15 protein-coding genes are annotated in these 20,228 nt (G+C 57.4%); 9 read left to right on the forward strand and 6 right to left on the reverse strand.

What is annotated here, in order from left to right; genetic code table 11:
* Window positions 1-2 precede the first annotated feature (2 nt).
* From V4U84_RS21105 to V4U84_RS27000, 8 genes are all read left to right on the forward strand, one after another.
* Window positions 3-950, forward strand: a complete 948-nt coding sequence (locus V4U84_RS21105) for a radical SAM protein (protein WP_334077911.1) — start codon at window positions 3-5, stop codon at window positions 948-950.
* On the forward strand, window positions 947-3,727 hold the full coding sequence (locus V4U84_RS21110; RefSeq protein WP_334077912.1) for an insulinase family protein: 2,781 nt from the start codon (window positions 947-949) through the stop codon (window positions 3,725-3,727). Before V4U84_RS21105 ends, V4U84_RS21110 begins: the two co-directional genes overlap by 4 nt.
* 45 nt (window positions 3,728-3,772) lie before the next feature.
* A complete protein-coding gene (locus V4U84_RS21115) occupies window positions 3,773-4,471 on the forward strand; it encodes a response regulator transcription factor (RefSeq protein WP_334077913.1) in 699 nt (232 codons plus the stop codon).
* 4 nt (window positions 4,472-4,475) lie between these two features.
* A complete protein-coding gene (locus V4U84_RS21120; protein ID WP_334077914.1) occupies window positions 4,476-5,732 on the forward strand; it encodes a sensor histidine kinase in 1,257 nt (418 codons plus the stop codon).
* 95 nt (window positions 5,733-5,827) lie between these two features.
* On the forward strand, window positions 5,828-6,511 hold the full coding sequence (locus V4U84_RS21125) for an ABC transporter ATP-binding protein (protein WP_148455853.1): 684 nt from the start codon (window positions 5,828-5,830) through the stop codon (window positions 6,509-6,511).
* Window positions 6,508-8,874 carry an ABC transporter permease gene (locus tag V4U84_RS21130; protein ID WP_334077915.1) on the forward strand — a complete coding sequence of 789 codons (2,367 nt, stop codon included), beginning with the start codon at window positions 6,508-6,510 and terminating at the stop codon, window positions 8,872-8,874. The genes V4U84_RS21125 and V4U84_RS21130 overlap by 4 nt, the downstream gene beginning before the upstream one ends.
* A 190-nt stretch (window positions 8,875-9,064) precedes the next feature.
* A complete protein-coding gene (gene rnr, locus V4U84_RS21135) occupies window positions 9,065-11,698 on the forward strand; it encodes a ribonuclease R (protein ID WP_334077916.1) in 2,634 nt (877 codons plus the stop codon).
* A 641-nt stretch (window positions 11,699-12,339) separates the two neighbouring features.
* The gene (locus V4U84_RS27000) at window positions 12,340-12,597 is read left to right on the forward strand and encodes a hypothetical protein (protein ID WP_416367282.1); all 258 of its coding nucleotides are present in this window, start codon (window positions 12,340-12,342) and stop codon (window positions 12,595-12,597) included.
* A gap of 45 nt (window positions 12,598-12,642) precedes the next feature.
* On the opposite strand, the gene V4U84_RS21145 is transcribed toward V4U84_RS27000, so the two are convergent.
* From V4U84_RS21145 to V4U84_RS21165, 5 genes are all read right to left on the reverse strand, one after another.
* The gene (locus tag V4U84_RS21145) at window positions 12,643-13,014 is read right to left on the reverse strand and encodes a DUF1648 domain-containing protein (RefSeq protein WP_334077917.1); all 372 of its coding nucleotides are present in this window, start codon (window positions 13,012-13,014) and stop codon (window positions 12,643-12,645) included.
* A 226-nt stretch (window positions 13,015-13,240) separates the two neighbouring features.
* Complete coding sequence (locus V4U84_RS21150; RefSeq protein ID WP_334077918.1) at window positions 13,241-14,071, reverse strand: PHP domain-containing protein; 831 nt, start codon at window positions 14,069-14,071, stop codon at window positions 13,241-13,243.
* A gap of 878 nt (window positions 14,072-14,949) precedes the next feature.
* The gene (locus tag V4U84_RS21155) at window positions 14,950-15,759 is read right to left on the reverse strand and encodes an energy-coupling factor transporter transmembrane component T family protein (protein ID WP_334074072.1); all 810 of its coding nucleotides are present in this window, start codon (window positions 15,757-15,759) and stop codon (window positions 14,950-14,952) included.
* Window positions 15,734-17,638 carry an ABC transporter ATP-binding protein gene (locus tag V4U84_RS21160; RefSeq protein WP_416367283.1) on the reverse strand — a complete coding sequence of 635 codons (1,905 nt, stop codon included), beginning with the start codon at window positions 17,636-17,638 and terminating at the stop codon, window positions 15,734-15,736. The genes V4U84_RS21155 and V4U84_RS21160 overlap by 26 nt, the downstream gene beginning before the upstream one ends.
* Window positions 17,631-18,518 (reverse strand): DUF8171 family membrane protein, encoded by an 888-nt coding sequence (locus V4U84_RS21165; protein ID WP_334074073.1) that lies wholly within the window; start codon window positions 18,516-18,518, stop codon window positions 17,631-17,633. Before V4U84_RS21165 ends, V4U84_RS21160 begins: the two co-directional genes overlap by 8 nt.
* A gap of 193 nt (window positions 18,519-18,711) precedes the next feature.
* Here V4U84_RS21165 and V4U84_RS21170 point away from each other — a divergent pair, with 193 nt between their 5' ends.
* Entirely contained in the window at window positions 18,712-19,560 is an 849-nt protein-coding gene (locus tag V4U84_RS21170; protein ID WP_334074074.1) for a MurR/RpiR family transcriptional regulator, read from the forward strand.
* Window positions 19,561-19,583: 23 nt separating this feature from the next.
* Here V4U84_RS21170 and V4U84_RS21175 read toward each other — a convergent pair whose 3' ends face one another.
* Window positions 19,584-20,177 carry a TetR/AcrR family transcriptional regulator gene (locus V4U84_RS21175; RefSeq protein WP_334074075.1) on the reverse strand — a complete coding sequence of 198 codons (594 nt, stop codon included), beginning with the start codon at window positions 20,175-20,177 and terminating at the stop codon, window positions 19,584-19,586.
* Window positions 20,178-20,228: the final 51 nt, after the last annotated feature.

Below are 20,228 nucleotides of genomic sequence, written 5' to 3' on the forward strand. Positions count from 1 at the left end.
GGATGTCTTATTATATGCTGGCGTTGCTATACACCTACAATTGCTGTGCGTCCTGCGACATATGCACTTATTACTGCGCTCCGAAGCGGGAAGAGAAGATGGAACTGGAGGAGGCGATGCGCTATGTCCGGGAAGGCAAGGAGCTGGGCATGCGAATGCTGGGTGTGGCCGGCGGAGAGCCGCTGCTCTACCTGGACGAAATTCTCGAGCTCTCCAGCTACGCTAATGGCCTGGGCATGAATATCACCTTGACCAGCAATGGCTATTGGGGGAGTTCCTTCGACCGGGCTTATGTCATCTTGGATGCGCTGCGAAACGTCGGGGTCAGACATATCAAGATCAGCTCCGACGAGTTCCACGGCCGGTACATTCCTTACGAGAATATCGCCAATGTGTTGAATGCGGCCAAGGAGCTGCAAGTGAAGATCGTGCTCGGCTGCACCTCGTTGAAGAACAGTTCCCGTCTGAAAGGGCTGCTGGAGCATATTCAGGATGCCGCCACCGGGGTGATCCTGATGGAACAGACCTGCTATCCGATCGGCCGCGCGCGGGAAATGTTTAGAAAGGAAGACTTTATCCACGAAAAGCGGGCCATGACTTCCTGCCGGGACAGCGGCATGCTGATCGTTACTCCGGAGGGGAACGTCTACCCCTGCGGGTCCATGTGTTCGAACGTTCCCGGCCGGCTCACGGGCTCGCTCGCCGAGCAATCCATGGCCTCGCTCATTGAACGGGCGGAACAGGACCGGCATAACCGTTTTATCCGCAAGCACGGCGTCCAGCCCTACTACGATTACATCAAAGAGCATAACATACCGATTCCTCTGGAAGAGAATCTGGTGGATACTTGCCACGCCTGCTACGAACTGTTTCGGGATGAACGCTGGCTGCCCGAGCTGGACAAAGTGGTGGAACGGCTGGAATCGGCCTATGGAGCCGCAAGGGGATGAATATGAATTTTCGGCTGATAGAGCAGACCGGCCTGAACCAGGCCGGCGTTGAAGTGGAGGGGCGGGCATTCCGGCACGAAAGCGGGATGACCCTCCTGCTGTTTCATGACAGCCATAGCACCGAAATCGCCGTAAATATAACGGTGGGGACTCCGGCCATCGATCACAAGGGAGCCTCCCATATCGTCGAGCATTGCATTGCCGCCGAGCCTCCCAAGGGGTTGCGGGCACTCCGGCGGCACGCCGCCACCTATCAGGATAAGACCAGTTACGAGTTTATTCTGGAGCGGGGGGAGCCCGAACAAATCCGGCTTGTGTTGAAAGGCATCTTCACCCCCGCTTTTAAGGCCGACAAAACGATCTTTCTGCGCGAGGGATGGCGGGCGGAAGAGAAACAAGGACGCCGGGTTGTCCGGGGGGTCGTGCTGAACGAGGTGACGGACTTGCTATCGTCCCCGATCTATCGGCTGATTCAGCTGGCTCCTTTTACGCTATATCCTAATTCGGTGCATGGAAATATCGCCGGCGGGTTACCCGCGGAAATCGTCAAGGTGACTTATGAAGAAGTGATCGGGTATCACGAGACGTATTACGTCCCTGAACGGTGCTGCATGTTTATCTACGGCAACCTGGATTACGACGGGGTGTTGGAAGCGGTGGACCGCTTCTTCACGGAAGGGTTTCGGCACGCCGCCAACGCCTCCGCTGTCTCCGCCGTCTCCAGCGTATCCGACCCGGTCTTTTGCCGGCCGATTCCCTATTATGAAAGCGGCTATCCGGCCGTCCACGAATCCGTAAGCGGGCATGATTTTATCGGCGTCAATTACCCGTTGGCCAAGCCCCGAACCCAGGGGGAGTACAATGCTTACTACTGGCTGGAAAAGCGATTGACCGAAGCGGCGACGGACGACTTGGCGGCCGATTGTCCCGGCAAGATATGCAAAGCCGTCTTTAAAAACTCGCTGCTCCGCCCCTATCTTGCGCTCATGTACGGCTTCTGTCCGGGCGAGGCTCGCGAGGCGGCCGTCCGATATTCATCCGCGCTGCTCGACCGCATCGGCCCTGAGGCGGGACGCACGGACATCCCCAATTACATCGCCCGGCTAATCGACCGGGGCAGAGGCCGGGCTGGCTTGCTAAAACTGGGACATTATCTCGTGGAGGCGCATTTCGGCGGGTTGCCCGCCTTCGCTTACATCCGGGAAAGCGCGGAGCGGACGGACCGCCAACGCTGGAGCGCGCTTTTCGAAACGCAGTTTCGCGATTCCCGCTGTGCGGTCGTCTGCCTTAAACCGGGCCGGGATGCCCATGGTGGCGAAACTGCTGCCACCGAGCCGCCGGCTGCCGCCGCTACGGTTTCGCCGAGCAGTGTTCCCGCCCCCGTGGATGCCGCCCCACAGTCCCTGCGAACCGTCGCCCCCCCGTTTCCTTTGTCCGTCCAATCTCCCTCCCGACTTTCCAATGAGCCCCCTGAGCGTCCGCTGGAATGCGAGCCAACGGTCATAGCCGGAATTGCCGGCTACATGTATCCGCAAATGGACGGAGGACATTATGGCCATCTTTATTTTGAGATCAGCGACTTAAAGGCCGGTCAATGGGCGTGGGCCACTATTTTGGCGCGCTCGATGAACCTGTGGTTGTCCGCTTACGGTTTCGGGGAAGAAATCCGGGTAAGCTGCACCACCTGCCAGGACGAGGAACGAGCGAAAGGAAGGTCCTTTCTGCGGGTGAGCCTCTCCGGAGACTCGCTGAGCCGGTTCGACCGGTTGTTGCACGAATGCCGCCGCATGATGGACTTCCCCTCCCTACTGGCGGACGGTCTGCGGCTGGAAAGAGAGCTGAGTATCATGAAAGCCAACCTGGACCTTAACCTGATGACCGATGTCAGAAGTTTAATCCTGTTGCGGGCCTTATCGTACACGTCCGGCTGCAGCCATCAAAAAGACGCGCTAAGGGGCATTGCGTTTTACCGCAGCCTTTCCGCCTTATTGCGGGAGGCCGGCGGACCGTATGTGATCGCCCGGCGTCTCTCCGAAATCGCAGCCGCAGTCTTCACCCGTTCCCGGCTCATTGTCAGCGTGTATGCGCGCGATCAACGGAGCGTTTTGCAACCGATCGAGCGGATGGTGCGCTCCCTCGATCCAGGTTGTGCCTGGCCCTCGGGAATGGAGTTTAAGGCGCTACACGGACGGCGCGAGGGCTTTATTTCCGCCAGTCCCACCCAACAAATGGTGTTGTGCTCGGACCTGACGGGAAGCGGCCTGAAGGCTTCGCCGCGACTAAAAGCTTTATGCGGGCTAGTTAATGATCATTACCTTCTTCCTGTATTGCGTCAACGATTGGACGTGTACGCTTGCGAAATGAGCGTCATCGAGAATCACCTGCTCCTCGCCGCCATGAAAGCCCCCCATCTGGAGCCGACCCTGGAGGCGTTTCGCAGTACGGGGAAGTATATACGGACGAACCTAGCGGCAATTAGGAACGCCCTGACGGATTACGCCCGGCTCCATCACGGAAGGACACAGCCTATGCGAAGCACACCTTGGAATGACCTAGCGACCGTAAAACAGTTAACTTCCCCGGGGAACTGGGAGGAGCGGTCGTCCGCCTTCGCAGGAAGAGCGGATGACACCGCCGAAGAGGAAGAACTTCTCCGGGTTGCAGATCTGGCGGACAAGGTGGCCGAAGCCGGAAGCTATTGTATAATTGGAAATAGCAAGGAGGTAAAAAATAACAGCCGCTTGTTCTCGTCGATCGACGAGCTGCTGATCCCATAGGAGGACGGGCAAGGCAGGCATTTGGGTACAAGGGTAGGGGTGTCTATGAAAAAAATACTGCTAGTGGAGGACGACCTGAGTCTGATCGAGGGTTTGCGTTATTTTCTGGAGAAGCAGGGGTACGAGGTAATCGTGACTCGAGGGGTGGCCGAAGCGGAAGCGTGTATCGCGGCCGATTCGTTTGACATGGTGTTGCTCGATGTCATGCTGCCGGATGGCAGCGGCTTCGAATTGTGTCGCGAAATTCGGAGAACCTCGGAGGTGCCGGTTATATTTTTGACGGCTTCGGACGAGGAAGCCAATGTCGTGATGGGGCTCGATCTCGGCGGAGACGACTATATGACCAAACCGTTGAAACTGAATGAGCTGATCTCGCGAATGAATGCGGCCTGGCGGCGCTCCGGGCCGGGCTTCGAGCCTCCGCCGGAACAGGAAGCGACCTTGAAAAGCAACGGAATCACGGTCAAGCTGCTGGAGGGGCGCGCGATCAAGGACGGAATCGACCTGGATCTGACGGCGGCCGAGTACCGCCTGCTCTGTCTGTTTATGCGCAACCCGAAGCTCGTGTTGACCAAGGAGCAGATGATGGAGAGGCTGTGGGGCAGCCGCGACAGCTACGTGGACGACAACACCCTGGCGGTTTATATCAGCAGGCTGCGCGAGAAGATCGAGGATGATCCGAAGAATCCGGAATTTTTAACTACGATCAGGGGGATGGGATACCGATGGAATGTCGTGAAGTAAAGGAATGGCCATGGACGTACTGAACAACAAAGGCGTCAAGCCGTTGTTGCTGACGCTGGTGCTAGTGTGGGCCGCGGGTTTGCTGGCGGGACAATGGCTAGTTTACGGTCAGTCCGCCGGGATTCAGCGGGTATTTACGGAGCGGGACGCCGAACTGGCCGGGCGGATCACGCGGGCTTATCCCGGCTTGACCGGCGGGGAAATCGCCTCGCTATTCACCGCAGCGGCAGAGGCGGAGGATGCCGAGGCCGGGAGGGCGATTCTCGCGGACGCCGGCTACACGGCCGACACGGCGATGCGGCTGCTTCCGGCTGTCTGGTCATCATACCGCCTTCATGCGCTCGGAACCGGCCTGACTTGGGCGCTTGCCGGCGTGCTCGCTTTGCTTGCGGTGCTGCGTTTCCTCCTGCGTTTGTACCGGACGATCGACCGGTATCAGGAAGAAGTGCACCGCATCATGAACGGGGGAAGGTCGACCCGGATCGACGATACCCAGGAGGGTAGCTTGTCCAGGCTGGCCGGGGCGATCAATACGATGATCGCTTCCCTCCAGACCCATCTCCATAAGGAGCAGCAGAACCGCTTGTTCTTGAAGGACACGATGACGCACATTTCCCATCAGCTCAAGACCCCGCTGTCCGCGCTGTTTATGTACAACGAAATTATGCAGGGGGAGTTGGTGGACAACGCCACGGTGACCCGGTTTCTAGACAAAAGCGGGCAGGAACTGGAGCGGATGCAGCGGTTGATTGCGAATTTGTTGAAAATGGCCCGGTTGGACGCCGGCATTATTGAACTGCAAAAGCGGGCGGTCCGGTTGAACGAGCTGATCCGCAGGGCGGCGGACAGCCTGGAGACTCGTCTGGAGCGGGAGCAAAAACGGCTCAATCTCGAAAGCGCCGGACAGGTGAGCTTTTCCTGCGACCCTGAGTGGCTGCTGGAGGCCGTCAGCAATCTGCTGACCAATGCGATCGACCATTCCGCCCCGGGCGGCGTAATCACAGCGCGCCTTGCTGAAACGCCGCTGCTGGTGGAGATCGAGGTGGTCGACCGCGGCGAAGGGGTGCATCCTGATGACGCCAATTTTCTGTTCAATCCGTTTTATCGCAGCCGTTTTTCGCAGGACAAGCAGGGCACCGGCATCGGTCTTAGTCTGGCCAAGACGATCATCGAGATGCACGGCGGATTTATTTCACTGGACAGTAAGCCCGGACAAGGCGCGAAATTTACGATCCATCTCCCGAAGCTTACAAATTTGTAAGCGGAATTTCATCGGCCGGTAAGCTCCCGCGTTTAACATGATGGGGCAGGCGCAAGTTCTTATCTTAACCAATCATAGACCGGGGGATAGCCATGATGGAAATTTTAAAAGCAAACGGGTTAAGTAAAACGTACGGTCAAGGAGAAACCCGTGTCGAAGCGCTCAAAAACGCTTCGTTCTCGATCAACAAGGGGGAGTTTGTGTCCATTGTCGGGCCGTCCGGTTCGGGGAAGAGCACGCTCCTGAACTTGCTGGGGGCGCTTGATTTCCCCAGCGCGGGGAGCGTGGTTCTGGACGGCAGGGAAGTGTTCCGGATGAAGGAGAAGGAGCTTTCCGTCTTTCGCAGACGCAATATCGGGTTCGTGTTCCAGGCGTTTAACCTCGTACCCGAGTTAAACGTGGAGGAGAACATGACGCTGCCGCTGCTGCTGGACCACAAGAAGCCCGATGCCGATTATTTGACGGAACTTCTCAACCTGCTGGGGCTCGCCGAACGAAGGCATCACTTGCCCAGCCAGCTCTCGGGCGGACAGCAGCAGCGAGTGGCGATCGGCCGGGCTTTGGCGGCGAAGCCGAAGATCATTTTGGCCGACGAACCGACGGGAAATCTTGATACAAGAAACAGCAAGGATGTCATCAAGCTGATGAGGTTGTCGGTGGAGCGGTACAACCAGACGCTGGTGATGATTACGCATAACCCGGGCTTCGCCTCCGTCGCCGACCGGGTGCTGAACGTGGAGGATGGCATCGTGACCGAACTGGGGGGCGATAGCCAATGAAGAGCTATTTGGGGCTGGTGCGAAAGTACTTATCGGCGCACCCGCGAAAAACCCGGCTGACGGTGGCGAGCGTGGCCATTTCGGTCGCGCTGGTGACGGGTATTTTTTCCATGCTCGATGTAGCGCTGAAATTCGAAAAGACCCAGGTGATTCACGACTTCGGCAACTATCATTTGGGGATCGAGGCACCCACGGCCAAGGAGATTGAGGGCGTATCGGCCCGGCTCGACGTGGAGCGAACGGGAAGATGGTTCGGGCTGAAGGAGGGAACGGTGAAAGGGGTGGACAGCGAATTCGGAGCGATTGACGAACAGTTCGCTGAAAATATGAATGTCCGCCTGCTGGAAGGTCACTTTCCGGTCAAGCCCAATGAGATCATGATCGAACAGTGGGCGACCGATCCGCTGTTTCTGAATGCCAGGCTGAACGACAAGGTACAGGTGGCCCTGTCCGGCCTGAAGGAAACGGAATTCGTGGTAAGCGGGGTTTATCGTGACCTTAGCAGCCGCAAGGCTTCGGGCTCGCCCGGGGTCCTGTTGTCCGCCGCGGCGGCGGAGACCATCGCTGGCGGGGAGAAGAAAGTGACCCTGCTGGTCCAATTCAAGGATGGGGTCAATGTGAACAACGCCGCCAAAGACATCATACACCGCCTCGGTATTCCCAAGGATCGGGTCGGATTTAACACGCGGCTGCTGGCGGTAACCGGTCAGGGCGGCAGCGATATGGTCATGAGTTTGTACGCCACCGGCGCGGTTTTATTCTTTATTGTGCTGATCGCCGGGGTAGTCATGATCTACAATATCTTCAATATTTCGGTCATGGACCGCGTGCGGCAGTTCGGACTTCTAAGATGTATCGGGGCGTCGGCATCCCAGATCCGCAAACTGGTCCGGCGGGAGGGGCTGAGGATCACGCTGATGGCCATTCCGCTCGGGGTGCTGGCCGGGATGCTCATTACATTTGCGTGTTCGGCGATACTGAAGTTCTATAATGACGAGCTGTTCGCGGACATCCCGCTGTTCAGCGTAAGCGTATTGGGGATCGCCGCCGGGGTGGTCGTCGGTTTCCTGACGGTCTACATCGCTTCCCTGCTGCCGGCCCGAAAGGCGTCCCGCATTTCCCCCGTCAACGCCGTGACCGGAAGCGAGGAATTCAAACCGCGCAAACGCCGGAAGCGCGGTCTGCTGACGCGGATGTTCCGCGCGGAATTGGCGCTGGGGGTCAATAATGCCATGATGAAGAAAAAGACACTGGTATTAATGGCTTCTTCCATCGCCATCAGCATCGTGTTGTTCCTGGGTTTTCAGGTTTTGGTGGATTTTATGCATACCAGCATTAAGACGACCAAACCTTACACGCCGGATATTTCCCTAACGGCCAAGGAAGGCGTGATCGGCAAAGAGACGTATGAGGCTTTAACGGACATGGACGGGATCAAGCATGTTTACGGGCGGATGATGGGGTATGCGGAAGCGGATTTCGATAACCGAAAACCGACGGAGGGCCGCCAAAGATCGTGGCTCATTTCCTACGATCAAACCCAGTTGAATTGGGCCAAGGACGATCTTGTCGACGGGGTGCTGTCGGAAGCGAAAATGGACGAAGAGAACGGCGTGATTGCAGTGGTATCCATCTTCAGCAAAAACCGAAGAACCGAGGCGTTAAATCTCAAAGTTGGGGATGAAGTCAAAATAAACACGCCGCAAGGGGTTCAGTCATTAAAGGTGACGGGCGTGCTTCGGACGGTTCCATTCAGTTCGTCCGAAACCGTGGCGGCAACGTTTATCACCACGGAGAAACAGTTCCCGAAGCTGACCGGACAGTCGGGATACAGGGCGATCGATGTCCAGCTTACCGGGCGGGATGAGACCCGGACTGTGGAGAAGATCAAAGGGTTGGTTACACCCGACGTGGAATACTTGGACAGCCGGCAGCGAAACGCCGAGAACGATCAGACATTCTTGACGATGGCCGTGTTTATTTACGGGTTCGTCGCGGTGATCGGTCTCATTAGCGTTTTGAACATTGTGAACACGATGAACACTAGCGTAGCTCAGAAAGTCCGTTATTTCGGAGTAATGCGGGCGGTTGGCATGTCCGGTGGGCAATTGAGTCGGATGGTGGTCACGGAGGCGGCCGTCTACTCGTTGTCCGGGGCCCTTGCCGGTCTGGTTTTCGGCATTCTGCTGCAAAGGGTGTTGATTAACGGCATGTTATCCGATCTTCATTTGATTTGGAGATTTCCTGCCGGGCAAATGCTGCTGATCTTCTTCATTATCCTAGGCGTCACGGTGCTGTCGGTGGTCGGGCCGTTAAAGCGTATTAAGCAAATGAGCGTTTCCGAAGTGGTAAGTTCACTATAGCGAACAGGCTCCCCCGTTATTACAGACGGGCGGAGCCTGTTCATCGTTTGCGGATTCCCGGATAAACGGATGCCGGATGTGAAATTCGTGTATACTAGGGTTATATACGTATATAGGAAGTTCTTGGATTGTACGAATATAAAACATCCAGGCTTACAGGACAAGCCGGTTTGAGGTGAATTTATTGAATTTGATCACAGAGACAGAACTGCTCGCTTTTATGCGGGAGACGGCCTATAAACCGATGACCTACCAGGAGTTGGAGGAGCATTTTCAGATTGCGGACGCCGCCGGTTTTAAAGAGTTCCTGAAGCTGCTGAACCGGCTGGAGCAGGAGGGGCAGATTATCCTGACCCGGACGAACCGCTACGGTGTGCCGGAGCGGATGGATCTGGTCCGGGGACGGCTCCAAGCCCACGCGAAAGGCTTCGCGTTCCTGATCCCCGATGACCGGGAGCACCCCGACGTTTACATCCACGCGAACGATCTGAAAAGCGCGATGAACGGCGATACGGTCCTGGTGCGGATCAGCTCCAAGAGCGCGGGCGGCGGCAAGCTCGAGGGCGAAGTTGTGCGGATCGTAAAACGGGCGATCACCCAGGTGGTCGGGGTGTTCCAGCACAACGAGACCTATGGGTTCGTGATTCCGGACGACAAGCGGATTAACCGTGACATCTTTGTGGCGCAGGAGGCCTTTGGGGGCGCCGTGGACGGGGAAAAGGTCGTTGCCCGAATCGTTAACTATCCGGAAGGCCGTTCCGCCGCGGAAGGCGAAATCATCGAGATCCTCGGGCATAAGGATGACCCGGGCGTCGATATTTTGTCGATCATCCGCAAGCATCAGCTGCCGGAGGCGTTCCCCGACGACGTCATGGCGGAGGCGCAGCAGGCGCCCGACGTGATCGAGGAGGCGGAAATCGCCAAGCAGGGGCGGCGCGATCTCCGCGACAAAATCATCGTGACGATCGACGGCGAAGACGCCAAGGATCTCGATGACGCGGTCAACGTGGAGCGGCTGCCGAACGGCCATATCCGGTTGGGCGTCCATATCGCGGACGTCGGCTATTATGTGCGCGAAGGCTCCAAGTTGGACCAGGAGGCGTACAACCGAGGCTGCAGCGTGTATCTGGTCGACCGGGTCATTCCGATGCTGCCGCACCGGCTGTCGAACGGCATCTGCTCACTGAATCCGAAGGTGGACCGGTTTACACTGTCCTGCGAGATGGAATTCAACGACCAGATGAAGGTCGTGAAGCATGATATTTTTACGAGTGTGATTCGCACAACCGAGCGGATGACCTATACCAATGTGCGCAAAATCCTCCAGGAAGAGGATCCCGAAGTCACGGAGCGCTACAGCCACCTGGTGGAGACGTTCCAGCTCATGCGCGAACTGGCCCTGAAGCTGCGGGGCAACCGGATGCGCCGCGGCGCCGTCGACTTCGACTTTGAAGAGTCGAAGGTGATCGTGGACGAAAGCGGCAAGCCGGTAGATATCGTCAAGCGCGAGCGCTCCATTGCGGAGCAGATTATCGAGGAGTTCATGCTGGCGGCGAACGAAACGGTGGCGGAGCATTTCCACTGGTTGAAAGTGCCGTTCATCTACCGGATTCACGAAGATCCCGACCAGGAAAAGCTGATGAATTTCATGGCTTTCGTGGCCAACTTCGGCTACACCGTCAAGGGCGGGAAGGGCAATAAAGTGCATCCCCGCGCCCTGCAGACGCTGCTGGAGGATATCCACGGCACGAAGGAGCAGACGGTCATCAGCACGATGATGCTCCGTTCCATGAAGCAGGCGAAGTACGATGCCGAGAGCACCGGCCACTTCGGCCTGGCGGCGGAGTTTTACACGCACTTCACGTCGCCGATCCGCCGGTACCCGGACCTTGTGATCCACCGGATTATCCGGGAGGTCATCGAACACGGCGGAGCCCTGCCGGAGCAGCGGATGGAGTATCTCGCCAGCCGCATGCAGGAAATCGCGCAGCAATCGTCGGAGCGGGAGCGGGTGGCCGTGGAGGCCGAGCGGGATACGGAACAGCTCAAAAAAGCGGAGTTCATGCTGGATAAGGTCGGGGAGGAATTCCCCGGGATTATCAGCAGCGTGACGAGCTTCGGGATGTTCATCGAGCTGGAGAACACGGTCGAAGGGCTCATCCGTCTCAGCGCGATGACGGATGATTATTACCACTTCCATGAGCAGCATATGGCCCTGATCGGCGAGCGGACGTCGCGGATCTTCCGAATCGGCGACGAGGTGAAAATCCGCGTAGCCCGCGTCAACATGGACGACCACACGATCGACTTCGAGTTGGTCGACATGAAACCGCGCCGCCGGGAAGGCGGAAACGGCGGCGCAGGGTTTGAGGGCGCGGCCGGGCGCGGCGGCAAGCGGGGCAAGGGCAAGGGCGGCGGCATTGCCGGTGTCGGCAAGCCCGGGAAAGGCGCCGCGGCTGGGGCGGCTGGAGGAGGAGGCGGCAAACGCGGCAAGCGCGGCGCCCGCAGCGGAAGCGACACGGCCGGGGGCGGCGGGGCCGCTCCGGCCGTGAGCTTCGGGTTTGGCTCCGGCAAGGGCGGCTACGCCGCCGGGCCGGCCTCGCTGAGCCGCGACTCCGGAGGCTACCGCTCCTCCGGGGAAGGCAGCGGCTCAGGTTCGGGCTCGCGGCGCAAGAAGACGTCCGCGAGCGGCATCTTCCTCGGCGCTGGCGGCGGTGGCGCCGAGGAAGGCGGGACACCCCCGCGCAAAAAGCGGGGCGGCAAAGGAAAAGGCAAGGGCGGCGGCAACGGAACGGCGGCGTTCGTGCGCAAAAAGAAAAAATAACCGGGCAAACAGGCCGGGGACTCCGTATATGACGGGGCCCCGGCCTGTGGTATTTGTCTTTTTGTCCACATAAGGATGGATATTTTTTTGATTTGTCCTCGATAGGGAGACAGTCGCTTTTTTCCTCTTACTCTCCACCTCCGTATCTATTCCAGTATTTTTTCAAAGAAAGCTGTAATAATTCGTCAAGCCTGCCTTCTCCCTCGGCATATAGGTTGAACTAAGAATTGGCGTTGGGCAAGGATGTGAACTGGCTTCGGAGATACGTTGGGCAACATCCACAATTGTAGATATAAAGCGCCAACATCGGAGTCTACACATTAACGGGAAAATCTCCCGTTAATGCACCGCTCTTGGCTCTTGGATCGGATTTAGCTGGAAAAGCTCCATCTATTTCGCGGCCCAATGGCCAATGTTCAAAATTTCAGGCGAATTAACAGGAGGTTTTCCGGCTAAATCGGCTCTGCAGCCGCATACGTACCAAATTAACGGGAGGAATTCCCTTTAATTCGAACCAAACAATTAGTTGCATAGTTGCAGGTCAAGAGTGTGGAAAGAACCCTTTACACCGCTGTCTAATATGCAAATGCCTATATAAAAAAAGAAATGGAGCTCGCTTAATGGGAAGCAGGCACCATTCCTTGGATGCAAATTTACGTTTAGGCTCCCTCGGTGAGGGATGGCTGGCGGCAGCCGCGGGGGCTAAACTCGGTTTACAGTCGGATCGGCCGGCAAAATCCTTCATCAGCCTTCAGGACAACCTGTCAGCCATGGCGAAACAGTGTAGCGGCGCAATGGACAAATTCCAACCGGAATCGAGCAACCGTGTAGCCTTGATGCACCGGATCGCAGCAGTCGCGTTTGAAGTGTTCCGAACAAATTTCAGGCGAGCGGTTTGATCAACAAATCCGGATTCATTGGCCTTAGAATTGCTTGTATGTTCCTTATTTAAAAGTGGATTTTGTTACAATGAAAATATAATAAATACTCATGCCGACAAATAGAACGGTAACGAACAGGGCTGCGTAATCCATAATTGTCCGCGTATTATCGCTATTTTCTTTCCTATTCTTAGTGCTTACTCCTACGATAACAACACTTAGCAGCTTCATAATGAAAAAGCCTATTAACCCAAGGCCACATAAAAGCAAGACTTCAAAACTTGCTTTATTAACAAATCGATCTGCTACACCTAAATCGTTGAAATGTATTGGAATGGTTTGAGGTATTTGTGAGTAATAACAAAAGTAAACACCGAAGGGAATAATGGCAATGAGCATAGAAAATAAAGTAATACTATTTAATTTAGGTCTCATTTCTATCCTCCTTGAAAGAAATCATCCAGTTCATGATTTGATACTGTTGCCTGAGTCATTGTCTGTACATTTAAATGTATCGTCAAATGTATTGTAAGTTATATGGAAAATAATATCAGTATTAATTTTTTTAAGTAATTTTATAATGCTGGAATTGCTACTTCGAGGCCGTGTTACAGTAAAAAAACAGTGAGCCCCCCAAAGAATGGTGAGGCTCACTGTTTTTTTAGGAAACAGAGGCTGAGATGGATGAAGATCTGGCAGCGGTGCCGTGAGCAGGCTCAAAAGCTGCTTCGGTCTTTTCCAGTTGCACCAGGCGCTTCAGGAGCTTTTTCAGCATGACGGAGGCTTTGACCTGCAGGGGCAGGCTGTCGGCGACATGGATGTCATAGGCTCCGCTGGAGATGGCCTGCTTCAAGTCGGCCACGCTGTGACACGGTTGGCGGAGTTCATTGTACACGCTGCCGTACTGCAGGCACTGGTGAGTGTCGCTGCCCGCGGTCACCGGCTTGCCGAGTTCCGCCGCAAAACGCTCCACCCGTTCGCGGTTGGGCTCGCAGCCGTATTCGTACATGTCCTTGGCGTTCAGGTCGAAGGCATCAAGGCGCTGGAGATCGGACCGGTCCAGGTGATGGAGCGGCGTGGACTCGCGGAACGGATGGGCGCCGATTTTGAGCAGCGGGTAGGCTTCGGCTAAGGTCAGAAGGTCGGCGAAAGGGATGAAGCCGCCTTTTTCCGTGTAGGGCTCGAGCTGTTGACGTGCCTCCAGAATATGCTCCTTGCGCCCGATCAGCAGGATATGGCCGGTCTCGCGGATATCCACTTCCATCCCGGGGAAGATCTTCAGGTAGCCGGCTTCATAGTACTCTCCGTTGTAAGGGTACATCCGGTCCAAATTTTCGTAGACCTCGAAAAAACGGCGCGTGTTGAAGTGCTCGGTCAGGGCTAGGGCGTCCAGCCCGTTCGCCACCGCTTCCCGGATCATTTCTTCGTAATAGGCGGGCGAGAAATCGGTCGCCTTGGACAATTTGGCGTGGGTATGCAGGTCGATTCGCATGGGTTAACACTCCTTAGGTGAAGTTGATGAGTTCTTTTTTGGTGACGCTGTTTTTTCTGCGCTTATATGGATAAAGGTCGTTCGGAACGCTATTTCCTCGAAATGGCGGATTTCCCGCGAAATAGCGTCCTTTTGGGTTATTATTTTGGCAAAAATAAGGGGGAATGGCGCGAAATAATGTTTTTTTGTTCAAATAGGGGCCTTACGGGCACTAGCGATGCACTAACTCTAACATGAAAGAAGAGTGTGGTTAAAAATGATCCCTATCTTACGCATGGCGTAGTCTTCCTTTTTTTCGGGAAATTATCTTTTACCTTTCAAGACTTACCTGCATTGATATAATCGAGTATTAATTCCTGAAAAAGGTCAGGTTTTCCGGCTGGTTCTAACGCCTGAGAGGAGTCTAACGGCTGTAGCAGCCGCTATTTAGCAAAAAGTAGCCCTTTCGAAATTCTAACGGTTGTGAGCGCCGTTATTCTCCTGGATTCTCACCTTAACAGCCTGTTTATGCGAAAATAAGCGCCGTGGCGACCGTTAGAATGGGAAATCGGCGTTTTCAGGACAAATAACGGCTGTGGCAACCGTTAGCGTTAATTTTCGTCTTTCTGGCAAGGCTGCTCATGCGACGGCGGTTAGGAAAATGGGGCACGCCGGATCCAACTCGCCACACCGAGGCGACAAGGTTCAAAATAAGTAGCACCCTGTCAGGTTTGATGCAACCTTCAGTGCCTTACGGGCCGCTATTTCGCTTTCAGAGCTGTGCTGGCCTCCCAAAAACGCCCTTTTTGGCCGCTATTGGCAGCGGGCAGGAAGGCAGGGATGGCAAGGACGACAAGGACAGCGGGGACGGCGGGGACGGCGGGTGTAGCCGCCCTCGCCTACCCGAACCAGAACAGCACCGCCACGTACGCGGCCGATCCTGACAGGAACAGCAGATCGCGGGTTTGGAAACGGAGGTGCGAGAGCTTCAGTTTTTTGGCGGCCGGGTTTTTGAGGCCGTAGGAGAAGCCGCGCGTCTCCAGGGCTTCCACGGTGGTGCGGGACCGTTTGGCGGTGGCCAGCATCAGCGGGAAGAAGGCGTAGACCAGCAGCTTCAAGTAATAAGCGCCCTTGCGCCAGTAGAGCAGCCCCGGGTGTTCGGGGGCTTTGCCGCGCAGCCGGTAGGACAATAGCACGTTGCGGAACTCCTCGAACAGTACGGGCAGAATCCGGTAGCCGTAGGACAGGCTGAACGAAAAGGCGGCGGGGACGCCGAGCGCTAGCAGGCCGTCGCTGATTTTTTCCGGGTCCATGCCGGAGAAGACGGTGATGCTGGCCAGGGACACGACCGACAGCTTGAGCGTCAGCTTCAGCAGCGGCAGGGCGGAGGAGATATCCCCGCCAAAAAACAGCGAGATCACAAACAGCCAGCCCACCTGCCCGATCAGGCCAAGGCAGAGGACGAAGATGATGAACGGTGTGACGCGCGACAGGATCGTCGTGACGATCATAAACAGGCACATGCCGGCCAGGACGGGCAGGCTGTTGACGAACCAGGGCACGATGGCGAAAAAAAGGTACCAGATCAGCAGGCCCCGCGGATCGAGCCGGGACAGGGAAGCGTGACCGCTGCCGTACGCCGTGTTCATCAGTTCGAGCTGGATCCGGTCCAGCGATAGCTTGTTAAACCAGTTGCGGACGAGCTCCATGGGGATGGGCCTCCTTTTCTGCGAGAATGCGGTGCAATCGGGCCGCCAGTTCCTGCGGCGTGGCGCACGGCGGCTGAAGCGCGAGCCCGGCCGACAGTTCCATGCTCTGCGTCAGGGCCAGGCCGGCGCGGCGGATCAGCTCGGGGTCGGCGAACACCTCGGCCGCCGTCCCGTCGGCCGCCACGAGCCCCTCGTGCAGGACGATGACGCGCGTGGCCCAACTGCTGACGAGCTGCATGTCGTGCGTCGCGATGAGCACGGTGCGCACATGCCGCTCCAGCTCCCGCAGCGTGCCGAGCAGCTCCTCGCGGGTGGCCAGGTCGAGGTTGGCCGTCGGCTCGTCGAGCAGCATGACCGCGGGGCGGATCGCCGCGCCGATCGCGAGCGAGACGCGGCGCTGCTGCCCGCCGCTGAGCAGGCGGGCGTCGCGGTCCTGTAGCTCCTCCAGGCGGAAGCTGCGGAGCATGGTTTTCACGGTGGCCCCGGCTTCGGGGTAACCGCGTTTTTTGAGGCAGTACGCGACTTCTTTGCGTAAGCTGTCTTCGATAAACATGTCTTCGGGATTCTGGAAAACGAAGGCGACATGTTTGGACAGTTCTTCGACGGACGTGCTGTGCGTATCGAGGCCCAGGACCTCGACGGAGCCGCCGGACGGCCTGGCGATGCCCGCGATCAGGCGCAGCAGGGAGGACTTGCCCGCGCCGTTGTTGCCGACCAGCGCGACGCGCTCGCCCTCGGCGATGTCCAGGGTCAGGCCGCGAAGGACGGCGTGCTCCGCTTTGCGGAGCGTCCGGTAGTTGAGCGCGGCCTGGCTCAGGCGAATCACCGCCGCGGGCGGATGCGGCTCCGGCGCGGGCTCGCCGAGGGGTTCGCGGGCTGCGGGGCTTGCGCTGATCGCATCGGTCGCATCGATCGCACTGATCGTGCCGATAGCGCCGGTTGCGCGGCTTCTCTCGTCCGCCTCGCCCGCCCGCCCCTCCAGCAGCCCGCCGAAGTGCCGCAGGGCCTCCCCGGTGGTCACCGGGTAGCGGGCCCGCTGGGCCGCGGCTTCTCCCCGCAGCGCCGCCAGGCGGGCCGCGGTCTGGGTCGCCTCGGGCGGCTGGATGCCAAGGCGCTCCAGGTCGTCCAGGCGATTGAGCGCCTCGGCGACCGGCAGCTTCCACAGCACGCGGCCCTGCTCCATCAGGCAGACGTCCCGGCAGTAATCGGCGATAAACTCCGTATGATGCTCGATCACCACGACCGTCTTGCCATGGGCGCGGTTGAGCCGCCGCAGCACTTCATAGACCTGGCGCGCATGCCGGGGATCGAGCTGGGACACCGGCTCGTCGACGACTAGGATGTCCGGCTCAAGCGCCAGGGCGCCGGCCAGGGCGAGGAGGTGCTTTTGCCCGCCGCTAAGCTCCCAGATGAAGCGGGAGCTTAGCGGCGTGAGGCCGCACAGATTCAGCGCGCGGAGGGCCCGCTCACGGTAATCCGGGAGCCCGTAATTCAGCGGCGCGAAGCAGGCCTCGTCCAGCACGGTGGGCCGGACGAGCTGGTTCTCGAAGTCCTGGTAGACGTAGCCGACTTTGCGCGAGAGCTCGGCGACGCTTTGGCCTTGGGACGGGACGCCGCCCACCTTCACTTCTCCTTCGAAATCCCCCGAGTAATAATGCGGGATCAGCCCGTTAAACAGCTTGCACAGTGTCGATTTGCCGCAGCCGTTGCCGCCGATGATGGCGGTGAAGCTGCCGGGTTCGACGCTTAAGGTGGCCGCGTTCAGCACCGGCTGATCGGAGCCGGGATAGGTAAACGACACACCGATGATTTCAATCGCTGGAGGTTCAGATTTTTCGGGCATGGCGCTTGCCGAAAGGGAGCGCTGTTCGTTAGACATGAGGCACGCCTCCGGTGTCGCCGGTTTGGGCGGCGGTGCGGGCTTTTTTGGCGCGCATCGCCAGGAGCACGATGATCGCAACGACGGCCGCCGCGCCGATGCTCAGCCAAATCGCGCCATCGCCGAGTTGTTCGGCGAAGCCGCTGTCCCACTCCCCGAAATTCCAGTCCGTTTCGGACAGGGACTCGGCGCCGAAGGCGATCAGGGCAAGCAGGATCCCGGTCAGGACCAGCTTGGGTGACACGACACCGGCTGCTTCGTATCGGGTGCTTTTTTCGCGGGGCTTGATGCCTAGCAGGGGTTCTATTTTTCCATAGAGTCGGGGTACCAGATAAAGCGTCGGCAGCAGGGCAAACAAAATCCCGGAGAACAGTACGTCATTCAAAAAGCTCACGCCCTCCACGAGCACGACGCTTTCGGCCAGGCCGGGCACGGCTTCGAATTCTTCCACGCCGATCCAGACTTTGCCGATGTCGACCAGGCTGCTGCACAGTTGATGGATGATGACGCCCGTCATGGCGGCGATGCCGACCTGGGTGCGGTTTTGCGGATTGCGGACGATTCGGCCCGCGACGTACATGGCGAATGAGAAGGTGAGGAATTTCTCCAGCTCGCCGAGGCCGCCGAATTGCCCGAGCATCAGCTCGCCGAAGATGACTTCGCCCAGCGCCGCGCCAACGGCGGCATAGAAGGGATGGAACAGCATGCACAGCGTCAGCGGGATGAAAGCAAAGTACTCGACGGACAGTTCGATCGGGCCTAACCGCAGGGAAGGGATCAGTTCGGTGAACATGTTGGACAGGCCGTACAGGGACATGGACAGCACGAAGATCATCATTTTTTGCGATGAGGTCAGGGTGTAGAGCGACTTGCGACTCATGCGGGGAACGCCTCCTTGGACTTGAATTTGTTCTTAAGTGTAGAGGAGGAGTATTAAAAGAGTAGCGGTATTGTGTCAACGGGATGTAATTATTTTTACATAGTGAAAACAATGAAAAAAAACTTACATTACAAAGTCCTGCTAAGCTGGAGAAAGAAGATGCGAATAATGATGCGGAGAGGACTGAATCGCCATGAACCGGAATCCCGGATTTCCCGATAAAAAAAGGTTTTCGCCCGGGCAATTGAAAATTGCCGATTTCATCGAGCGCAACCCGGAAGAGGTGCTGTTTATGACGGAGCAGGAGATCGCCGACCGGCTGGGCACCAGCATCGCCACGGTGTCGCGGTTTTGGCGGGCGGCGGGCTATGAGAACGGCAAGGAGTTCAAGCTGAAGCTGCGCTCCGCCTTTGATACGACGCCGGCGCTAAAGCTGGAGAAGACGATTTCGAAGCTCGACCCGTCCAGTCTGCCAATGAAGATGCTGGAGCAATCGATGCTGCACTTGCGCGAGACGGCGGAAAAAACGGAGCCCGGAGAACTTCAGCGCGCCGCCTCCCTGATGGCGGAAGCCCGGCGGATTTATGTCTATGCCCCGGGTCCGGCGGTTGCTTTGGGCGAGCTGCTGTCCTACCGGCTGTCGCGCTTCGGGATGTCGGTGCGGATGATGGCGGCCAGCGGGCATGAGGTGCTGGAATCGCTAGCGCATGTGCAGCGGGATGATGTGGTGGTGCTGTTTCATTTCACGCGGCTGCTCCCCGAAACCGAGGTGATTCTGGATTGCGTGAAGCGGACCGGCTGCCCGGCGGTGATGGTCACCGACCGGGAGGAGTTCCGGTACGGCGCGCCGGTGGAGGCGGCTTTTTACGTCAGCCGGGGGGAGATGGGGGAGTTCCATTCCATGGTGACCCCGCTGCTGCTGGTGGAGGAGATGATTTTGAGCATTGGCCTGATGAACCGGGACAAGGTGCTGTCCAAGCTGGAAGCATTGGGCGAGCTGCGCAAGCGTTACGCCGACAAGCTGCCGCGCGGGAAGGCTTGAGCCGATTCTAGCACCGTTTATGCTTACGGCTTTCCGCAAATCCCGTAGAAGAACAGATGCACGATCCCTTCCAAAAACCCGTTCAAATCCCCGCTATGCTGGGCCATCTCCAGGATGGTCTCATACTGGTTCATATAGAGCTGAATGAAGGCCAGTACGTGCTCCACCGCGACATCGGGGGAGATTTCGCCGCTGGCTTTTCCCTCTTCCAGGATGCGGATCATGACTGGGACGGCGACCTCTTGGTACAGATTTTCCACATAATGGGCCAGTTCCCGATCGTCGAGAATGAGCTCCTTCATCAGGCCGGGAGGAATCTCGCGGTAAGCCTCTTTTTCCAGAAAAATAATATGTTCGATCTTCTCCCGCAGCGTATGCTCCCCGTTCATATATTCCTCGAACTCGCGGATCGCGTTGTCCACGAATTGAATGAATACTTCGCGCAGCAGGGCTTCTTTGCTCCCGAAATAGTTGTAAATCGTGACCTGCGATACCTTGGCCTCTTTGGAAATATCGGCGATCCGCAGGCGTTTCGGGTCCGCAGTTCGCAGCATGTTCAACGTGGTGCGCATGATTTTTTGCTTGATCAGGTTGGCGCGTTTCTCAAAACCATTCATGAATTTAGGCTCCTTGTTTTGGATTGTTATGTAATTTATGAAATATATAAA

Origin of the sequence: Paenibacillus sanfengchensis, assembly GCF_036864765.1 — a bacterium.
Taxonomy (GTDB): Bacteria; Bacillota; Bacilli; order Paenibacillales; family Paenibacillaceae; genus Fontibacillus; species Fontibacillus sanfengchensis.